We start from the raw sequence: 19,628 nt of genomic DNA, 5'->3' as shown, positions 1-19,628 counted from the left end.
GACGGATGAAGCGAAAAACAAAAGTGACGATGAATGATATTGCGCGGGCGGCAGGGGTGTCGCAGGCGACGGTATCGCTGGTGCTTAACCAGGCCCGCAACATCAAGCTCAGCGACGACACCCGCCAGCGGGTGATTAGCGTCGCCACCGAGCTCGGCTACGACCGCCTCCCCGCCGTTCACGCCCCGCGCAACCAGGAAGAGATCGCCCTGCTGGTTAGCTCCATGCAGAGCTTTGACCCGTTTATCGACGCCATCAGCCAGGCGCGGGAAGCGGCGTGGCGCAACGAGACCCTGCTCACCGTCTACGACTACGGCGACGACGTGGAGCTGGCGCTGAACATTATCCGCCAGCTCGAGAAGCGCAACTGCATCGGGATTATTCTCGCCTCTCCGGTCACCACGCTGGTGGACATGACGGCGTTTCACGACTGCACCCGCATCCCGCTGGTGCTGCTCAACCAGCGAGACCCCGGCTCGCCGCTGCTGCCGTCGTTTATCCCGGACGACTACGCCAACGCTTTCCAGGTGACTAAACACCTCATCGCCTGCGGGGCCACGCGCATCGCCCACATCACCGGCGAGAGCTGGATGGAGGCCTCCCGCCAGCGTCTGGCGGGCTACCGGGCGGCGCTACAGCAGGCCGGATTAGCGTGCGACGACGGCCTGGTGCGCCAGACCAACTGGCAGTTCAGCGAGTCCTTTACCGCCACCACAGCCCTGCTGGAGCTGGCCGAGCGCCCGGACGCCATTTTCTGCGCCAGCGACTGGCTGGCGATTGGTTGCTATCAGGCGCTGGCGGTGAATGGCGTGCGCATTCCGCAGGACATGCTGCTGGCGGGCTACGACGACCAGAAGATCTCCGAGCAGCTCACCCCGCCGCTGACCAGTATTCAGCTGCCCTACAGCGAGCTGGGACGGCTGGCGGTGGAGTACCTGTGCAATGAGGAAGATGCCGCCACGCACGTGACGCTGGCGGGCAGGCTGAAAGTGCGCGCCTCAAGCCTCGTCTGAGGTAAACACCATGCCCGCGTAGGGCTTCTCGCGACACGCCGCCAGCCGCGCGGCGAGGCTGCCCACGTGCAGCTCCAGCTTGTGCCCGTCCGGATCGAGAAAGTAAAACGACGCCCCCTCGCTTTTGTTCTGCTTCCAGACGGTGACGCCCGCCTGCTCAAGCCTTTGCGAGAACGGTTCAAAATCCTCTTCCGCCACGGTAAACGCGTAGTGGGTATAGTCGCTCTCCTGCGGCGGCACGTACCGGCGCGCCTCGTCGTACGACAGGCAGACCCATAGATCGCCGCAGGTGAGATAGGCCCCGGTATTCCAGCGGGCGTGCAGCGTCAGCCCCAGCAGCTCGTGCCAGAAGCTGATGCTTTTTTGCAGGTCGCTGACCGCGAGGGTCAGGTGGTTGAGTGATTGCAGCATGACGTGCCCTTTTGTTTTTCGCGCCGAACGTGGTACGGTAAAAGCATGAACATAAACCACGCCGTCCTCACCGTAAACCGCTGGTGGCTGCCTTCTTAAAGGCGGCACGGAGTAGTTTTCCCCATTTTCAGATAGCCGCCGAAAGGCGGCTTTCACATTTCTAAGACCCCTTTCGGCAACTGCACATTAAGGAGTCTTTATGAACATGCAAACCATCCTCACCGGCGATCGCCCAACCGGCCCGCTGCACCTCGGCCACTTCGTCGGATCGCTGCGCCAGCGCGTGGCGCTCCAGCACACACACAACCAGTTTGTGCTGATTGCCGACCTGCAGGGGCTGACCGACAACGGCAGCAACCCGCAAAAAATTCGCGACAACATCCCCGAAGTGCTGGCCGACTACCTCGCCGCCGGCATCGACCCGAACCTGACCACGATCTGCCTCCAGTCCGCCCTGCCCGCCCTCGCCGAGCTGACGATGCTGTATATGAACATCGTCACCGTCGCCCGCGTGGAGCGTAACCCGACGGTGAAAAACGAGATTGCGCAGAAGGGCTTTGCCCGCTCGCTGCCGGTCGGGTTTATGGCCTACCCCATCAGCCAGGCGGCGGACATCACCGCGTTTAAGGCCGAGTGCGTGCCCGTCGGCGACGACCAGCTGCCGATGATTGAGCAGACCAACGAGATTGTGCACAAGATGAATAGCCTGCTGCCCGCCCCGGTGCTACGCCACTGCAAGGCCATGCTGAGCGACACCAGCCGCCTGCCCGGCATCGACGGCAGCGCCAAGATGTCGAAATCGCTGGGCAACACGCTGCACCTTTCGGCCAGCGAAGAGACCATTCACCGTGCGGTCAGCGCGATGTACACCGACCCGAACCACCTGAAGGTGAGCGACCCGGGACAGATTGAGGGGAACGTGGTGTTTACGTACCTCGACGCGTTTCATCCGGACAAGGAGAAAGTGGCGGCGATGAAGGCCCACTATCAGGCGGGCGGGCTGGGTGACCGGGTATGTAAGAACGAGCTGGAGGCGTGTTTGCAGGAACTGATTGCACCGATGCGGGAGCGGAGGGCGATGTATATGCAGGACAAGGGGGAGCTAATGGCGATGCTGAAGCGCGGGACCGAACGGGCGCAGGGGGTGACGCAGGAGACGTTGAGGGAGGTGAAGGTTGGGTTGGGGGTGCCGGTGTTTTGAGAGCGATATAAATAATAATCCCGGCGCAGGGCCGGGATATTTATCAGGCTTTGCGCTTAATCACCGGAATATCACCGGTGTCATTTAACGCGCCCGGAAATGTTTTTAACCACTGCGCGACTTTCTGCTTATTTATATTCACCACGCTCATACCTTCCAGGCATCCCCATAATTCTCTTGTATGCTGTGGTGTAATCACAATGCAGTCTTTCATGGCGCGGATTTTCACCGGCATACCGTTGATAAAACCTGCACGGGTTAACCAGTTTCCGCCCAGAAGAAGGTATTTCATGTCTATGCGAGCATACAGTTCGCAACAGGCTGCACTGTCCTGCGGTGTTTCCGCGCGTGGATGGACGGGTGCCGCGTTGGTCTGGTTGCCGTGCAGACGGCGGGCGCTGTTTTTGCGTACCAGTTCGCGGTTTTCAATCATGCCGGTGAAAGCGTCTGATTCTGTTTTGCAAACGGTAAACTCTGGCTTAAAATTCGTCGCAGCCATATACAACTCCATATTAGTTGGTTGTGGTTAGCGGTATGGGGGTGTTGCAGCACCTTCATATCGCGAATTCTTCGTTAAATTCTCTTTGATACTTCCTTTGCCGTTCGGCGTAATTTCTTGTGCTCATTATACAGGGCTGAATATAAATACAGCGGTTTGGTGTGGGGAAATTTGGAATTTGCGAGGGGGATTCAGGAAATAATGTTATGTACGATAAGGTCATGTTTTTCTTGTTTGCGGGTTGATTGGTCTAGGTTTTGCGAGCATCATCGCAATTATTTACCTTCTACCGTAACGCGATGGCTTCCAGCAAAACTCTCGAACAGGCAATTGCCGACATCACCATCTGGCGCAAAGGCGAACAGCGTGCGCCGCATAAGCCTTTATTGCTTCTGTACGTGCTGGCGAACTATCAGCAGGGGCATGCGCGACTGTTTGATTACGGTACTGAGGTCCACGAACAGTTGCTTAGCCTGCTAGAACGCTTTGGCCCACAGAGGAAGGCGCATTACCCAAATATGCCCTTCTGGCGGCTCAAAGGGGACGGTTTTTGGGATCTGAAGAATACTGAGTTCTGTTCGACCACTGGCAGTAAGCAACCGCCTGTTAAAGAACTTGTGGAACATAACGTCGCAGGCGGGTTTGATGAAGAACACTTTGCGCTGCTGAATAAGAACAAAAATCTGATCGGCTCGCTGGCGCAGCAGATTCTTGAAGCGCACTTTCCTGAAAGCATTCAGGAAGAGATCGCGGATGAGATGGGTTTTGATATTCAACAGATCCGTAAGGTTCGCGATCCGCTGTTCCGCCAGCAGGTGCTGCGTGCTTATAACTATGAATGTGCAATCTGCGGATTCAACATGCGGCATGATAATGCCACCGTTGGACTTGAAGCCGCGCATATTAAATGGAAGCAGTTTGGCGGGCCGTGTGAGATACCGAACGGGCTGGCGCTGTGTGCGATTCATCATAAGGCGTTTGATAAGGGGTCAATTGGGCTGGATGAGAGTATGCGGGTGCTGGTGTCCGAGGCGGTGAATGGGGGCGGGATTGTTGGGCGGCTGTTCTGGGATTTTGCCGGGAAGCAGATTGCGTTGCCGATGGTGAAAGGGAATTATCCTGGGGAGGGGTTTGTGGAGTGGCATCGGAGAGAGGTATTTAGAGGATGAGTGCGAAGGCCGGACTCGAATTTCACATCTAATAGACTGATATCAATATAGTTTACAAACAGGCATAAATAGTTATACCCGCAGTTGTACCCACAAGTTAAAATCCGTACAAAAAATAGACATTGCGAGTGGGTGTAAAGCCATACCAGTAGAACACCGATATGGCTGTCAAAGCAAGATTCAGGCAGGCAGGTATCAATTCTCATCTAATATACCGCAATGTTAGTAATGTCTTTATATGCCACATGAGGAACTCCCCATGACGAAACGTTTTTCAGACCAATAGATCATCAGTATTCTCCGCGAGGTTGAAGCCGGGATACCACCTTTATCATCTGAGTAGGCAGGGCGTAAAACGCAGACGACGTCGTAAAGGGCTGGCAACAGAGCGTCTGCCGCTGCTCCGCCCGGTGGCGCCCAATCTGACCTAGTCGATGGATTTCTTCATGGACGCACAGGCCACCGTTCGCAGGATAAAATGCCTTATCTGCGTGGATGACTTCACGAAGGAATGTCTGAAGATCACTTTTGCATTTGGGGGTTCAGGCGTGCATGTCACGTGTATCCAGGACAGCATTGCACTGTTTTGCGGCTATCCGGCTACGATAAGAACGGACCTGGGGCCGGAATTTACCTGTAGAGCACTTGACCAGTGGGCTTATGAGCATGACTTGGAGCTGCGGCTTATCCAGCCCTGCAGCCGACACAGTTCTGAATTATTGAGAGTTTTAACGGACGCTTTCGCGATGAATGCCTGAATGAACACTGGTTCAGCGACATCAGTCATGCTAGGAAAACCATTAGTGAATGGCGTCAGGATTATAACAAGTGCCGCCCACACTCCACGATGAATTATTAGACTCCGTCTGAATTTGCGGCGGACTGGAGAAAGTGTAATTCTGATAGTGAAGGATCCGACATTATTAACGGAGCGTTGTATCTAATCTTGGGGGCAGGTCAGTGCCGCTATACTAGATGCGATGTGTGACATTACACATCAAATCAGGTATTGAAAAACCACAGAATGTGGTAAACTAGCGTAACTAATAGCGCCTTAGTTTGAAATTCGATAGCTTTTCGGGGCGTTTGAACCATTGACAGACCATCAATAATTTATCAAGTAGGAGGCAACCATGAACCATACAGTTAACACTGTTCTTGATCGTTATTGGGATCGCCAACTACCTATCGATCCGAAAAAAATCGCTGAGGCATGGGGTGCTCGTGTTGAAGAGATTACCGACTCGGAATCGGATTATGACAATGATGGGTTGAGCGGCATTGCTGTAATCAAAAAAGGTGTGCCACGCATTTACTACAGCCCCTCTGATCATCCTAATCGCCAGCGCTTTACAATTGCGCATGAACTTGCTCATCACGTCCTTGGACATACAAAGGAAGGTGAAAAGCATCGTGACAGCGTTGCCGATTATTCAACAGGTGCGAAGAGCCACCTAGAAATTGAAGCGAATAAGTTCGCTGCAGCATTGCTGATGCCTGAGGTAGCAATTCGTACTTTAATTACCCGCGAAGGTGTATCAACGACACTGGAACTCGCTAGGATTTTCAAAGTATCTGAAGCGGCAATGCATTGGCGCCTGAAAGAGATAGGATTAGCTTACTAACTGCTTCCCTACTCTCCTAAATAGAGATATAAATCACCATCATACAATTAATAATGATGGTGATTTTTTTTATGGCTGATGAAACCCCTGTAGATTTATCTGGCGACGAAGAAGAAGAGAAAGATACCACTCCTGACAAGCCTTCGGCTGAGGATGGCAAAAAGGAAAAGCCAGCGGTTCCCGATCGATACAAAAATTCTTTAATTCAGCGCGAAGAAGAAGATGCACACGAACGCCGGTCTATGCGTGTTGTTCTTTTTTTCGTTGTTCTTCTCTTTGCAGTTGTCTTTCTTGCTGCGGGATTATCTTTCGCCTTAGATGTTGGATATGGCCTCCTTTCTGCTAAGAAAAGCATTGTTGGCGCTCTTACCAATTCTGATTCTAACCAATGCCTGGTGCCACTGAAATGCATCACCGAAAGCGCAGGCACCTCACAGCTTAAAGAGCTTCCTAATGCAGTTAATTTAAACACCGATTGGTTGTCAGCTGGTTCTCTAATCTCGATCGTGGCATTTGTTCTGGGGGTTGGTTTAACGCTCATTCTGACGATGCTAAAGTTCTCCTTTAACCACCCAACGGATAAACCAGCTAAGCACGATGTGGACTCAACAGCTGTTGAGATAGCCACGCCGCTAAGCCAGCTGATCGTGAACTTCATTTCGTTCCTGAAAGATAAGTTTTCTAAATAACCAGCATTTTTGTGAAGGGATGCTGGATTCGTCTTTGACATTGAAGTTATTAAAGGAGATAGAAATCAAATGAAACTTAACACTCTGCATGCACAGCTTGAGCATGTGTTAAACGGACTGCGCTGGATGCTTGATGAGGACGTTGAGGGCTGGGGGCGCGGAAATACCAAGATTCCAACACGTTTTACAGAAAGCGTTAAACCGTTCTTCCGCTTTATGGTACCGTACTGCATTCAGGAGATCGCACCTGGTCGATATGTGGTTCTCAATCGGGGATATAAACCGCTTGGTATCATTGGCGAATCAATGAGTACACCAATAATTGATTACATTGATTATGCTGTCGATGGCCCTGCCGAGCTGCCAAAATTTTCCACAATGTATGCACCGCTTAACGATCGCTACCTTTACAATGATGTAACTGTTCCCTGGGAAAGCAGGAAGCTGCTGAATGCGTATATGGCACGCCTTGAAGCCCTGATTAAAGCGTTGTCATGACATAAAAAAGCTGGCTTTTTGTTTACCTTACTGCTCCAAACTGTGAATCGCTGCGGGTATAACAGACACCTCTGAGTCATTTAAAATGACTCAGAGGTGCACATGTAGCGGTCGACAAAATTGGCCACCAAGTTAGAGTTTTTTCATTATTTGTTTTCCGGTTCGTTTGGCGGTAAGGTACTGCATCACGCCAGAAGAATCGTATCCATATTACAACGCGCTAATCAAAGCTAATGAGTGTTATGGTCAGTTCAGGGGATGGGCTGAAATTGCACAGAGTGAAGGACTGCGCTTAAAAAGGAAGGTACAATCAAGTCAGGGAGGAAAGAGCACAGCACAAAAAAGTTGAGCCGTCCTTATCAGAACTGAGCTCATCAGAATACTGGCGGAGAAAGTGGAGAGTGGCGAGACATTTGCCAGCAAAGTTAACTTATCCGAAGCTGTTGCACCGGCCCTTTATGCTCGAACATGCAAGTCAGATATCCATTAAATCCAAGGCTGGTAGCGCGGAAGAATTAGCCCCACGCATTAATGACTGATTGAAACGTAACCGTAGCCCTAATGAAGAGATTAGTGCGCTGGCTGGAAAGTTGATTGGATAAATTACTGCGACAGTAGGTGGGAGTAATGCCACCTACTGTCGCATAAAGTAGAAATTTACCAAGTTCAGTGAGCCTTCAGGCTGATCATGTATTCGCCTCACCTCACCCAACCAATCTAGAAAGCTGTGGATCGTTGCGCACCAGCAAACACCAACGAGCTACAGCTGATAATTCAGCTGTTGTGCTGGTCATTTCGCGCACTCTAGCTCGAACCTCGGTCAACTTCGCTTTGGCTACTGGATTATTGCCTGTTCTGCAGCGAGCTTTGGCTTTTGTATAATCATCGATTAGCCTGTCAACTTGCTGCCAGACTTTGCGACGAGCTTCTGCCAGGGGGGCATGTTCATTGAGTTTGAGTCGCTTTACCGTCTCATTGACTCGCTCCTGCTCCCACGCAGAGGAACCTGGCATAGGAATGACCTTCCCTTCTTCGTCGAAGGCAATAAGTGCAACATCATCATCATCAATCGGATCGAGTAGATAACGCGTTTCGGATTCCTCACAGGGCTCGGAGTAGGTAGAACAAAGTGAGCCGTCCTTGAGTGGAAACCACCCACCTTTTTTACGGTTGCCGACGTTGCCGCACACACGGAAATTCATGTAGTCAAATGCCAGCCACCAGTAGCCATCACGCAGGCTTGCATCCAACGCCTTAGCTTCTTTCTTGGGGCGAAAATGCTCCACATCGTAATGTGAGTACAACTCACGTACCTCAGAAAACCAGCATTTACCCGCTGACAAGGCCAACAACCATTCCTTCAGTACACCCCAGTGCGCACTGTTGGCATCTATCAGTGCGTTGCGTTCGTTTCGCTCGTCTTCTGCGTCTAAGGCAGCCAAGGCACCTACTAGTTGGGCCGATTTCGCCAACCAAGCATCCCATCGTGCTTGTGTCCATGGTACCCAGTTCGGGATGTTTGTATCGGTAGGTCGCTTGTGCTCTAGGTCAATCCAGATCATTGGTCACCTTCCTCTCGCAAAATCTCATCAATGATCGAATCGGCGATGACATCCTGCTCGGCCTGTTCCTCTGGTGTGAGCACAGGTTTGCGGAAACGGCGATGTTGCGCCATCTTGCGCACAAACATTGCGTAGTCGGGATCACGGAAGTCGGCGGTCGAAAAGCCCAAGTCAGCCAGCTCTGCTGACAAACGGCTCAGTTCCTCATCCTCTTCGAGGGAGCGAGGTGACAGAACGAACAGTTCATTGCGACGGAACAAGCGGCGCTCGGTTTCGATATCCAGCGTGGACGATAAACCAAACAAGTCGCTCTTGAGTAGCCCTGTTACGCCCATCCCTTGCGGGTGCTCATCCGGGGTATCGACCAATGTACGGTTACCATCACGACGCATTATATAAACTTGCTCACGCTTCAGACTACCCACCATCATGGGGTCATGAGTGGTTATAATTATCTGCGACTCGCTCCTTACTGGCGATGCAGTATTGGAACTCATTACTCCTTCAATATCGTCGAAATAGCGCAACTTCCAGATAGGATTCAGGTGGGTGTCGGGTTCATCAAGCAGGAACAGGCACTGGTCTTCTCGGGTGATGCGCATCAGGCCTAACACGGTGAGCATTTGCAGCTCGCCTTCTGATAAATGTGTAAAACTTACCTTGCCGCCATGTTCATCGCGCTTCTTCACCGTAATACGCACTTCTTCGATCAGGTCACCAATATAGGCACCCTCGGCGTAGCGGAAGAAACTATCGGCGCTGCCGATCAGTTCACCAAGTTGTTTAAGTTTTTCCTGATTTGGCACAAACAGATACAGCTGCTTCTGTTTTTCGGTACGGCCACGAAAGTCGATCTGTTTGATCGCCTCTTGCTCAATCGGAGCCCAAGCCACTTGCCACAGTTTATCGAGGAATTCGCTCACCACATTGCCGCGCGCATACCAAAAGCGCGGGTCACCCTCGTTCAGTTCTTGCTGGTCGAATTTGCCGCTACGGCGCTTTTCACGCAGGCGGTATGGTTCTTTCAGCACAAACAGAGCGGACTCCAGCGACTCAATATGTAAGTTCTTAAGCATCTTCTGAAACACCGGGTCGTCAGACAGCAGGCAGGCCAGCAGCACCAGTTGGCTATGGCCACCGCGACAATAAAACAGACGGCGCAAGCGGTCATCTCCCGCTTGCTTCAGTCGTGACTCATGACGGCGTTTGGCTTCTTCGACGGCGCGAATATCTGATTCGGACCCGGTAAAGTTCTTCAGCAGTTGCTCAGACAGCACTTCATCTGTAGTGATTTCCTGGCGCTGGTTGAAACGGCGCTGGTGCTCTTGAAACAAGGCTTCGATACGCTCGTTACGGCCCGAGTAATAAGCAAAAATATGCGCAGGCAGCAGCTCACGGTTTTTCAACAAGTAGCCTTGAGATTCAGCTTTACCGTCAACCCACACGTAGGGGCGTTTTTGCCTGGCGGTATTAGCCCCAATGCGTACCACATGACCACGAATGCTGTATTCCAGCGTGTAATCGAACGCCGCGTCATGGTCCAAATCGACATCGCGGAAGATTGTAAGCAATGCTTCAATTAGGTTGGACTTACCAGTGCCGTTCTGGCCAATCAGGGCATGGCTACGGATGGGTTTAGGTGGTGCATCGGTCGCGCTTGCACTTGGTTGCAAGTGCGTTGCGAAAGTGATGTCGAGATCGCGTAGATTGCGAAAAGTTGGGATGATGATGTGCAGCAATTGCATATCAGGCACTTACCTTGTCGGCTGGTTTTTCACGCACTTCGGCGGGGACCGGTTCCAGAATCCAACCATGCACCACTTCTGTTTTCAATTGCGCGTAGAAGGCGTCAATCTCACCGCCGAATCGCTGCCATAAATCCTTGGCACTCATCTCACCATGGTGACGTGCCAGAATTGTAGCCAGCGGCGCTTGGGCTTTAATGTCAGGCGTTGTGCCCAAACGTAGTGGAACTATCAGCTCGATTTGCGGGGCTTTCATGGGTTCTTCCTCTTGTTCGATGGCGATCCCAGTGAGGCTGGCGACGGCAGATATTGCAACCCGCTCGGCAGTTTTCACTGCATCAAAAAGTTTCTTTTCCAGTGTGTCACAGAAGCTCATTAACTTATCTATGCGTTCGACAATACGTGCTTGCTCCTCGGGTGGTGGCACTGCAACAACTATCAGATTCATTTTCTCCTGATTCATCTTTGGCTGCGCTGTCCCGGTTACATAGGGCTTAAGATCGATTGCATTGATATACAGCTCGAGGTATCTGAGGGCGATACCATTGACGGTGTCAAGCACGTGTGCATGGTTGTTTACCCAGTAGCGACCAGTTGCAATAAAGGCGATTGGGGTGCTTCGATTAATAAGATTCGCTCCATCTTCGCCAACGAGTAGAAGATCTTCTTCAAATATAAAGTCATCGATATGGTCAATGATTCCCGACGCACCGTAATAGGGGAATTCTCCGCGTCTAGGCTCTCGCTCCGATTTCGATAATGGGATGCGCTGCCCGTCTCTACAAATTGAAACCTCACCCAGTCGGCAAAACACCCATCCACGCGGCAGTATAAAAGGCACTTCTCTTTCTTCGACGGTAGGAAATGAAGTTGCCCTCCTAATCACACCACTGGTTACTAATCGATCCTTCTTTGTCTGCACAGAGCGTATGAATTCAATCGCCTTTTCAGAATCAGTTTCACATTGGTCAACGAGTAGGCCTTGGATTCCAAGCTGGAAAATTAGATTCCGCAGCTCTTTCACATCCTCTGGTGTATGAAACAGCCACCCAAAGTTGTTGGCCACGCGAGTCCAAGTGGTTCGGAGTTCGTGTGGGCTGCTGGCGCTGGCGACTGCTTGCAGGGTGGTCTGGCGCAGCGCGTTTTGGAGTTTGTGGCGGGCTTGCTGTTGCGCCTCCAGCTTGTCGCACAAAGCCATCAGCTCATCGACTTTGGCGACTATGCGCGTTTGTTCAGCCGTAGGGGGTAATGGCATGGCACAAAGCGCGAAGTAATCTGTAGGTAGACGTTTTTGCCCTGCTGTGCCAGTCATACTGGCTTCCCCCTTTGCCCGAAACAAAGGTGAGCGCAAGAACAGGTACACATAACCAGGATGAATAAACTGGCTAATTGGGCGAAAAACATGGAACTCTGTGGAGCCAGCGCCTATGTCATGTTCGAGGCCGGAAACAACAGCTGCTTTACCGTTTTCAAAACAGGGGGTAATTTTTGCCAAAATAACATCACCGTTGGCAAAATGGGTATAACCTTTGTGTATTTTTGACCAAGGTTTTATTTCACCTGTTATTTTTTTTGAATGTTTTTCAGAAACTCCAGCCATGGGAACGAATGTGGCCATGGCCGTTTCTTCAGCTTGGTTGCGTGGATTGATTTCACCAAGATCTAGTAATCGGCTCCAGCGCCAATTGAGGGGAAGATCAATGGCTGGTGGAACAAGTTTTGATGACTCCAATTTTGGTGAGCGCTTATATCTTTTTCCGGCAATAAGTTGCTGTCGGATACGAGCGACGTTGTTGAGTAATTCGTCCGCATCGCTATCTTTTTCATCTTGGGTGGTTAGTCTACCCGTTACCGCAAGTTGATAAATCAACTCTCGCAGCCGTGCAATCCCTCCCGGCGCATGAGCCACATGCCCAAATTCAGACAAAAATTGTTTCGCGTCCATCAAGCATCCTCACCAGAAAAGTGGTGAGCCAAGGCTGCGGCTAACTCGCTTTTGAGCTCATTTTCAGTTTCTTCAATCTCTCCCAGCAGCTTTTTGTATTTGGTCAAAAGTTCTTCGGGATCAAAACTTTCTTTTTCTGGGGCATTAGGGTTTTTTAGGTCAAGATTGAAAATCGGCCAATAGTGGCGATCACCCGCCGCTTGGGCATCACGGGCTTTTAAGCGTAGACTCTCGCTTTCATAGCGCAAAATTTCAATTTCATCATCAACAGCCTGGCGCTGGGTTTTATCGCTGACACCTTTAATGGAATCGCGCATATCGCGAATGCGGTTATCCAATTCGCTGGCTTTGTTGTTGAGCTCTTCGGCGAGTTGCCAGTACGGTTGTGCAGCAGCTTCGGCCTGTTCGCGCTTACTTTTGAAATCCACCTTCCAGGCGAACTCATTTTCTACGCGGTCGGCAAAGTCGTTTTCCTCCGAGCCCCACCACCCTCGCTCGGGTTCGAATTCTTCTAGCCGAATGGGTTTGGTTTTGGAGTAGCTCTTGTAGCCCTTAGGGTAGGGGTGTTCATAAAACCAGATGGTGTCAGTCTGGAAGTGTTCGGTGCCATCGTCCACCGTGCTGCCCTTGGTGAAAAACAGCAGATTGGTCTTGATGGTGGTATACGGCGCAAAAACACCTTTGGGTAAGCGGATGATGGTGTGCAGTTTGCAGTCGCGCAGCAGCAGTTTTTTCAGCGTGCCTTTGATGCCATCGCCAAATAAAAATCCATCGGGCAATACCACGGCAGCACGACCTTTTTCCTTAAGTAGTTTTTTAATGATGAGCGCCATAAACATATCGGCGGTTTCGCGGGTTCGAAGGTCAGCCGGATAGTCACTGCCTACCCCATCATCCTCATACCCTCCGAATGGCGGGTTGGTAATGATGCAGTCAACCTTATCGTTGGCACTCCATTCGTTCCAGCCAATACCTAATGTGTTTTTGTGCTCGATCTGGCTGGGCACATCAATACCGTGCAGCAGCATGTTGGTGGTGCAGAGCAGGTGCGGCAACTGTTTCTTTTCGATGCCTTGAATCAACTCTTCAATTGCTCGCTTGTCTTCAGGACGCGGTGATTTCATTGTCGCGAGTTGGTTACGGAAGTAATCTATGGAGGCGGTCAAGAAACCGCCTGTTCCACAGGCTGGATCCATGACTGTCTCACGCTTGTCTAGACGCGGGCCGACCCTATCAACCATAAAAGCCGTGATGGCGCGCGGAGTGTAGAATTCTCCTGCATTACCTGCACCGCGTAGATCATTGAGCATTTGCTCGTACACATCACCAATATTGGCACGGATGGTAAAATCGTGAAAATTGATAGCCTCTTCCAGCTTCTCTATCACGGCCAGCATTTGCGGGCCGGATTTCATATAGTTATTAGCATCCTCAAAAACACTACGGATTACTTTGTGCTGAAGGCTCTTGTTGGCATCAATCTCTTTGAGAGTCGGGAATAACTCGTTGTTGACGAAGCTAATAAGTTCACTACCGGCAATCTGTGGTTTCTTTTTGCCATAAGCATCGACTATATAAGCAGCCCAGTTACGCCAGCGGTACTCTTCTGGCAAAGGGGATTTATACGTTGGGTTGTCGTCCGACCATTCATCCTCTCGTTGGTCGAAAACTTTGAGGAACAGCATCCATGTAAGCTGACCAAGACGCTGAGCGTCGCCATCGACGCCATCATCCTTGCGCATGATATCTTGAATGGATTTAATTGTACTGCTGAGATTCATCTTACTATTCGCTTGTCAAGGGCCTATTATTTGATTAAGCCTGTTTTGATTCAGAGATGTCGTAGAGTGCCAGTTCCAGCTCCTTTACGGCTTGAGTGTACTGTTCTAAGCCACCAAAAATGCCCCGTCGGATTTGTGTTTTACTACCAAATTGTTCAAAAGGTGGCAATTCAAGCACTTTAGCATCTTCTATGTCTTGCACACCGTGATCAGCAAACTTTTCAAGTAAGGCTTCGAGCACAGCCCTAGCTTGCTCACCGTACTTACCGAACACATCGCGCTTTTTGACGTTGTTGGCTCGTTCACGTCGAGTGAGAGGCTTCTGGTCAAAGGCGACGTGAGTTACCAGATCAAAAGCATCCAGTTCGCTGCCGTTAGCGACAGCCTGTTGTAACACCTTGAATGGTACGCCATGTTCGGCTAATTGCTCTAGCACTTCTTGTTTGCGCTCGGCGTTGCTCCAGCGGCGCAGAAAGTCGGTTAGGTTACCGAATTCAGCCTGTAGGGTACTTTTAATGTCATTTTTTAGTAGGACTCGATAATCATCAGTAATGAGCTTGCCGTCGACATCGAGGTACTGTGAGCGTTCTACTGCTAGACGCACATTGACGTCATCAATCACATACCTGATTCGGCCTGAGCTGCCACCAGCCTTATCTGTGAGGCTTGGATCATAATGTGGAGGTTCTGGCTCGTCTATACTAGGGGGCGTGACAACATCTGGCGGTAGCACTGGGTCATCAGGGCTAGGTTCGTAGATCACTACAGGTTCGCCATCGAATTCGGGATCAGCAAACAGCCGTGTAGCCCCTTTGAAATCCATGATGGTGAAGTAAAGTTTTTGATAGTCTTCACGCAGGCGAGTGCCGCGGCCAATGATCTGTTTGAACTCAGTCATCGAGTTGATATTCTGGTCCAAGACAATCAGCTTACAGGTTTTGGCATCTACCCCCGTGGTAAGCAGTTTTGAAGTGGTAGCAATAACCGGATATGGCTCATCGTTGTCAATAAAGTAGGAGAGCTGTGCTTTCCCTTCGTTATCGTCCCCGGTAATTCTCATGACGTAACGGCGATTATTTGCGGCAGCAGGTATAAGTTTTACCAGTTCTTGGCGCATCCGCTCAGCATGACCTTGATCATCACAAAAAACAATCGTCTTGGCCATCGGATCGGTTGCCTGAAGGTATTCCCATACCTTGTTGGCGACCAGAGCTGTGCGCTTCTCCAGTATCAGATTGCGATCAAAGTCTTTGGTGTTGTAGTGCCGTTGCTCAATGACCTGGCCTAGCTTGTCAATTTTTCCCTTCTCCGGTATGTAGCCAACAGCATCAACATCAGTTGCAATGCGGATAACCTTATAGGGGGCAAGAAAACCGTCTTCAATACCTTGTTTGAGCGAATAGGTATAAATAGGATCTCCGAAGTAGGTGATGTTGCTTATTTCTTTGGTTTCTTTCGGTGTGGCGGTCAGGCCAAGGTGGGTGGCAGTAGTGAAATAATCAAGTACATCGCGCCATGCCGAGTCTTCCGCAGCACTTCCACGATGGCACTCATCAATCACGACCAGGTCGAAGAAATCCGCTGGAAACTGGCGATAAACTTGCTTCCATTCTTCCTTCCCCGTTACCGCTTGGTAGAGAGCAAGGTAGATCTCGTAGTTCTTTTTTACTTCACGATTGGTTACCTTGTGCATCACTTCGCCGAAGGGGGAGAAATCCTGCTGCATGGTCTGGTCTATGAGGATATTACGATCAGCCAAGAACAAAATTCGTTTCTTGACTTTTGCCTTCCACAAACGCCAAATAATCTGAAAAGCGGTGTACGTTTTTCCCGTACCGGTGGCCATAACCAGCAACACTCGCTGCTGACCCTTGGCTACCTTTTCGATGGTGCGGTTAATCGCCACTCGCTGGTAGTAACGTGGTTCGCGGCCGCTGCCATCGGCATAACACGGTTGTTGAATCAGCTTTACAGCCTCAGGAGCATCTAATCCTTTCCATTGTTGATATACTGTCCATAAGTCGGCCAAGGTCGGGAACTGGGTAAGCTTAAGTTCTCGTTCAACAGGCAGAGAGAGACCAGTCCGGTCATGCAAAAGGAAACCCTCACCATTGCTACTGATGGCAAACGGCGCATCAAGCATTTCGGCATAGGATAGAGCTTGTTGCATACCATGCCCAATAGAGAACTTCGCCTGTTTGGCCTCTAAAACCGCGATCGGCACATTTGGACTTGCATAAAGCACATAATCAGCACGCTTGGGGCCGCCTTTAGCCTCAGGGTTTTTTACTCGAGAGGCCATCTTACCGCGTACCATCACACGACCGTCTGTGAGTTTTACCTCCTCCCGGAACTGATGCTGCTGCCAGCCAGACTGTTGAATAGCTGGTGTGATGAACTTGGTGCAGATATCACGCTCGCTGAGCTGATATTTATCCATAACAGTAAGCTCCTTCTAACGTTCCGGTGTATGTGTCTTAGGTACTATGAATATGCATCTAATGGCCAAGTTTAATAAATATCTACGCGGGCAAGAAGCTACGTCTCAATCCACGCAGAATAATTGTGTTGTTCGTGCAGATGCAGAATAGTACTCATCGTGTGCTAGAAACCATATCACGATAGTCAGCCTACTCAATTATATGATTAACCCTTTTCTAACTGACAGGTCTGCGTGGCTCGTTTTGCCGATGAGCCCCGATGGGGCTCAGCTATAACATGTCGATCTTCTACGCTGACCAACATCTGACATAAACTAGCCGTCAGATTTTAATTTAGAGACGAAAGTGCATTTATCAACAGCTCACTCGTCGTTCCCCTGATCGCTCCTCGCATTATCAAACGTCGTCATCATCTTCTCCCAGTTCGCATCCAGTAAATCAGTCCATCACTGCAACATCAGCTTACGTTCATCCATGTCTTCCGCGTTATGGTTATACTCCGCACGCACAGAGTTACGTGCCTGATGATTCATCTGCCGCTCTACCGCATTCCTCGAAATTCAGAGGACTACAAGCCATCGTCCTGAAACCACGCCCACATACTTCCGTTTTTGTGTCATGTTCCATCACTCGTAGAGCCTTGTTACCCGTAATTATACCCGCATCAGTAAGTTGATGTGATTGAATCAGGTTGACTTAGGTTGAGTGAAAAAAGCGAGGAAAGCCTAACCGATACTAGATTTCAGACACAAAAAAAGCCGCCCTTAAGCGACTTTGATTTGCATCTTATGGTGCCGAAGGCCGGACTCGAACCGGCACGTATTTCTACGGTTGATTTTGAATCAACTGCGTCTACCGATTTCGCCACTTCGGCACTGAAGGGGATGCGTAAACGTTGTGGATTATACCTGTCGCGCGCCGCCATGCAAGCGACGACGCGCTAAACCCGCGCTAAGTGCCCAAAAAACCAGCGCTACCGTCAGTCCAGCTCAGACACTGCCAGCCGAATCACTCTCGCCGCCTTCTGCTCCGGCAGCGCCAGCACCTTCGCCCACATCTCCTGCACCATATCGCAGGAGAGCTTCTCTTTACCCGCCGCCTTCTCCGGCATCTGCAGCAGCTGGATGTCCTCGCCGTACTTATCGGCAAGTTCCTTCATAATCGGCCGCACATCCTCGACGGCAGCCTCGCGCTCGGCCTGCGTCACGGTGTGGCGGTTTTTGCCGTAGGCCGCGCGCATCATGTCGGCGTCAGCCTGCATGCGCCGCGCCATCAGGTCTTTATCCAGCATGCGCATCGGATTGATGCCGCCCTTCACCATCGGGTAGAGGAAGCGGAAGCAGGCGTCGTCGCTCACCTTCTGGATGGCGGCGGTCTGCTCCATGTTGATGGTCATGTAGTTCACCACGTTGGCGTCCGGGGCGTTTTGCAGGCGCGTCATCTGCAAATGCAGGATCTGCGGCTGGATGGTGTCGATAATGTGCTGCTCCGGCTCGCCGGCCTTTTGCAGGGCGGCCATCTGGTCAAGGATGCGCTGATGCAGCACAGGCTCCTGCTCCTTGATCACCTGCCAGGCGGGCATCGCGTTGAGGGCGGTATCAATTTGCGCTTCCGGAGCGCGCTGCCTGTCGAAGAAGACCCAGAACGCCACGGCGGCAGCCGCGACAACAACAATGACCGTACTGATCAACGTTTTTTTCATCTCGCATCCTTATCCTTGCGTTATGCCGGTTTACACCGGCACGCCGCTGTGGAAGCGAAACTCGTGGTCCGGTGTCGAGATAAGTGTGGCTTCAATTTCGCCAAAATGCTGTATGCGCGGTGAGATATCGTCGTCGCTTACCTGCTGGGCCAGCGCCAGGTAGTCCTGATAGTGGCGCGCTTCCGAGCGCAGCAGCGAGAGATAGAACTTCTGCAAATCATCGTCGAGGAACGGAGCCAGCGCGGCGAAGCGTTCGCAGGAGCGGGCTTCGATGTAGGCGCCGCAGATGAGCTTGTCGATCAGCGTCAGCGGTTCGTGGGTGCGCACTTCCTTCAGCATCCCTTTGGCGTAGCGGCTGGCGGTGATTTTAACGTAGGGAATGTCGCGCGCCAGCATCGCCTCGCGCACCTGCCAGAAGTGGTGCAGCTCCTCTTTAATCAGCAGCACCATGCTGTCGATGAGCCCCTGGCCCCACGGGTCGTCGGTTTTGGGCATTACGCTTTTGCCAATCTGCTTATGCAGGGCGATGAAGTCCGGCTCCGGGCCGTCGCGGAAGGTGAACTGTTCGTAGGGCTTGAGCCACTCGAGCAGCGCGTCGGCACCGCTTTCGTCGGCGACGTATTTACGCACCAGAAGCAGCGCGGTCTGGGCGGCCTTGAGCTCGCACACCATGTGGTCGGTGAGCAGCAGCGGCAGGTTCGCCGGGTCGCGGGCTTTATCAATCCATGCTTGCGGGGTCGGGCACTGGAGGAAATTGAGTACGGGGGCGAGTATCTGCGGGTAATCCATGGTTCTGCCTTGAAAAAAGCGGTGGCGCGCGCCACCGCCTGAATCACTTAGTGACGCACGCCGTCGTCGTCTTCGTCGACGTAATCTTCGTCGTCGCCTTCTTCGCCGTCTTCACCGTTTGGATCTTCGAAGTAGGTTCCCCAGCCGTCGTACTCCACTTCAAACTTCTCGGCCAGGTTCATCAGCTGTTCTACCTGCGCGTCGATCAGCTCCGCCTTCAGCGCGCCTTCGCTCAGGATGTCGCAGCAAATGACGGTGTCGCCCTCTTCCACTTCCAGCTCTTCCGGCTCGGTCACTTCGTAACCCAGCTTGAAGGCTTCTACGGCCATTTTTTCCAGCGCGTCGAAATCATCCGCAGAGAAATGGTGCTCGATGGTGTACAGCGCGTCCGGATCGCTACCGTCTTCCAGCAGTTCTTCAATAATCAGACGCGTCTCTTCGCGTTGCTCTTCCAGTAATTCCGGGTTTGCCATGGCTCAATCCTCTTTAAAGTGCGGCAGATACTTCTATTTTCACACACGGACGGGTTTGCCTCCACCTTTGTTGGAAAGATTTGTG

16 protein-coding genes, 1 tRNA gene and 2 pseudogenes are annotated in these 19,628 nt (G+C 51.4%); 7 read left to right on the top strand and 12 right to left on the bottom strand.

Going from position 1 to position 19,628, the window contains the following annotated elements:
* Nucleotides 1-5 precede the first annotated feature (5 nt).
* Nucleotides 6-1,013: a LacI family DNA-binding transcriptional regulator gene (locus OKF39_RS03625; RefSeq protein WP_479983487.1), complete on the top strand. Its 1,008-nt coding sequence runs from the start codon at nt 6-8 to the stop codon at nt 1,011-1,013.
* On the opposite strand, the gene fosA is transcribed toward OKF39_RS03625, so the two are convergent.
* A complete protein-coding gene (fosA, locus tag OKF39_RS03620; protein ID WP_227442006.1) occupies nt 999-1,424 on the bottom strand; it encodes a FosA/FosA2 family fosfomycin resistance glutathione transferase in 426 nt (141 codons plus the stop codon). The two genes, OKF39_RS03625 and fosA, sit on opposite strands and share 15 nt — an antisense overlap.
* A 199-nt stretch (nt 1,425-1,623) precedes the next feature.
* Between fosA and trpS the strand changes: the two genes are divergently transcribed.
* Nucleotides 1,624-2,625 carry a tryptophan--tRNA ligase gene (gene trpS, locus OKF39_RS03615; protein ID WP_479983486.1) on the top strand — a complete coding sequence of 334 codons (1,002 nt, stop codon included), beginning with the start codon at nt 1,624-1,626 and terminating at the stop codon, nt 2,623-2,625.
* Between the two features lie 43 nt (nt 2,626-2,668).
* On the opposite strand, the gene OKF39_RS03610 is transcribed toward trpS, so the two are convergent.
* The gene (locus tag OKF39_RS03610) at nt 2,669-3,124 is read right to left on the bottom strand and encodes a SymE family type I addiction module toxin (protein WP_479983485.1); all 456 of its coding nucleotides are present in this window, start codon (nt 3,122-3,124) and stop codon (nt 2,669-2,671) included.
* Nucleotides 3,125-3,423: 299 nt separating this feature from the next.
* On the opposite strand from OKF39_RS03610, the gene OKF39_RS03605 reads away from it, so the two are divergent.
* From OKF39_RS03605 to OKF39_RS03585, 5 genes and pseudogenes are all read left to right on the top strand, one after another.
* Nucleotides 3,424-4,293, top strand: a complete 870-nt coding sequence (locus OKF39_RS03605) for a phosphorothioated DNA-binding restriction endonuclease (protein WP_333065391.1) — start codon at nt 3,424-3,426, stop codon at nt 4,291-4,293.
* Between the two features lie 317 nt (nt 4,294-4,610).
* A pseudogene (locus OKF39_RS03600) lies at nt 4,611-5,221 on the top strand (integrase core domain-containing protein); the annotation flags it as partial.
* A 205-nt stretch (nt 5,222-5,426) separates the two neighbouring features.
* A complete protein-coding gene (locus tag OKF39_RS03595) occupies nt 5,427-5,918 on the top strand; it encodes an ImmA/IrrE family metallo-endopeptidase (RefSeq protein ID WP_303569716.1) in 492 nt (163 codons plus the stop codon).
* Between the two features lie 71 nt (nt 5,919-5,989).
* Nucleotides 5,990-6,607: a hypothetical protein gene (locus OKF39_RS03590; protein ID WP_479983484.1), complete on the top strand. Its 618-nt coding sequence runs from the start codon at nt 5,990-5,992 to the stop codon at nt 6,605-6,607.
* A 69-nt stretch (nt 6,608-6,676) separates the two neighbouring features.
* Nucleotides 6,677-7,105 (top strand): hypothetical protein, encoded by a 429-nt coding sequence (locus OKF39_RS03585; protein WP_303569712.1) that lies wholly within the window; start codon nt 6,677-6,679, stop codon nt 7,103-7,105.
* A 704-nt stretch (nt 7,106-7,809) separates the two neighbouring features.
* Here OKF39_RS03585 and OKF39_RS03580 read toward each other — a convergent pair.
* The 10 genes and pseudogenes from OKF39_RS03580 to rraB all read right to left on the bottom strand — a co-directional run bounded on the left by OKF39_RS03580 (nt 7,810) and on the right by rraB (nt 19,543).
* Nucleotides 7,810-8,667: an HNH endonuclease family protein gene (locus OKF39_RS03580; protein ID WP_479983483.1), complete on the bottom strand. Its 858-nt coding sequence runs from the start codon at nt 8,665-8,667 to the stop codon at nt 7,810-7,812.
* Nucleotides 8,664-10,412, bottom strand: a complete 1,749-nt coding sequence (locus OKF39_RS03575; RefSeq protein ID WP_479983482.1) for an AAA family ATPase — start codon at nt 10,410-10,412, stop codon at nt 8,664-8,666. The genes OKF39_RS03580 and OKF39_RS03575 overlap by 4 nt, the downstream gene beginning before the upstream one ends.
* A 1-nt stretch (nt 10,413) precedes the next feature.
* Nucleotides 10,414-12,357: a restriction endonuclease subunit S gene (locus OKF39_RS03570; protein WP_303569708.1), complete on the bottom strand. Its 1,944-nt coding sequence runs from the start codon at nt 12,355-12,357 to the stop codon at nt 10,414-10,416.
* Nucleotides 12,357-14,138, bottom strand: coding sequence for an N-6 DNA methylase (locus OKF39_RS03565; RefSeq protein ID WP_303569707.1), 1,782 nt, complete (start codon nt 14,136-14,138; stop codon nt 12,357-12,359). The genes OKF39_RS03570 and OKF39_RS03565 overlap by 1 nt, the downstream gene beginning before the upstream one ends.
* Before the next feature lie 34 nt (nt 14,139-14,172).
* Nucleotides 14,173-16,578: an EcoAI/FtnUII family type I restriction enzme subunit R gene (gene hsdR, locus OKF39_RS03560; RefSeq protein ID WP_479983481.1), complete on the bottom strand. Its 2,406-nt coding sequence runs from the start codon at nt 16,576-16,578 to the stop codon at nt 14,173-14,175.
* Between the two features lie 363 nt (nt 16,579-16,941).
* Nucleotides 16,942-17,230, bottom strand: a pseudogene (locus OKF39_RS03555) (integrase); the annotation flags it as partial.
* Nucleotides 17,231-17,368: 138 nt separating this feature from the next.
* Nucleotides 17,369-17,453 (bottom strand) — tRNA-Leu (locus OKF39_RS03550).
* 105 nt (nt 17,454-17,558) lie between these two features.
* Nucleotides 17,559-18,281, bottom strand: a complete 723-nt coding sequence (locus OKF39_RS03545; RefSeq protein ID WP_479983480.1) for a topoisomerase II — start codon at nt 18,279-18,281, stop codon at nt 17,559-17,561.
* Nucleotides 18,282-18,311: 30 nt separating this feature from the next.
* The gene (gene miaE / locus OKF39_RS03540) at nt 18,312-19,070 is read right to left on the bottom strand and encodes a tRNA isopentenyl-2-thiomethyl-A-37 hydroxylase MiaE (RefSeq protein ID WP_479983479.1); all 759 of its coding nucleotides are present in this window, start codon (nt 19,068-19,070) and stop codon (nt 18,312-18,314) included.
* A 47-nt stretch (nt 19,071-19,117) separates the two neighbouring features.
* On the bottom strand, nt 19,118-19,543 hold the full coding sequence (gene rraB, locus OKF39_RS03535; protein ID WP_003862940.1) for a ribonuclease E inhibitor RraB: 426 nt from the start codon (nt 19,541-19,543) through the stop codon (nt 19,118-19,120).
* Nucleotides 19,544-19,628: the final 85 nt, after the last annotated feature.

The organism is Enterobacter cloacae complex sp. HYC042_NIDB (assembly GCF_056673315.1).
Note: the sequence above shows the minus strand (reverse complement) of the source record. Positions and strands in the feature narration are given on the sequence as shown.